Source organism: Falseniella ignava (assembly GCF_002847645.1).
Classification (GTDB): domain Bacteria; phylum Bacillota; class Bacilli; order Lactobacillales; family Aerococcaceae; genus Falseniella; species Falseniella ignava.
Window position 1 is genome coordinate 1 of record NZ_PKHE01000045.1, and the last position, 426, is coordinate 426.

At 37.8% G+C, this 426-nt stretch carries 1 protein-coding gene; it reads left to right on the forward strand.

Features of this window, described 5'->3' with window-relative positions; genetic code table 11:
* Nucleotides 1–55: 55 nt before the first annotated feature.
* Nucleotides 56–426, forward strand: a 371-nt coding sequence (locus CYJ57_RS07720) for a helix-turn-helix domain-containing protein (RefSeq protein ID WP_143826758.1), incomplete at its 3' end; no start/stop codon positions are given.

The following is a 426-nucleotide window of genomic DNA, read 5'->3' on the forward strand; positions in this document are numbered from 1 at the left end:
TGAACTGACCCCCTAAAGTTGGACCAAGAAAAATCCAACTTTAGGGGGTATTTGTATGGCTAAATATCGTTTAGAATTCAAGATGAAAGTGGTCGCAGAGTATCTTTCTGGAACCATCAGCTTAAGATCATTGGCTAAAAAATATCAGTTCAAATCGACTATTCAAATTAGAACATGGATCAACGCTTATCAAACTTTAGGTATAGAAGGTTTAAAACGTTCTCGCAAAAGTAATTCATACAGTGTAGAATTTAAGTTGAAGGCAATTACGTTGTATGAAGCAAGTGAGAAGTCCTATCAAGACGTAGCGAATGAGTTGGGATTAAATAATCCAAGTCTCATTGCTAGATGGCGTCAAGAGTACCATAATCAAGGGGTTGAAGGACTTTCTCGAAAACGAGGGAGGCCACCGATGTCTAGAAATAA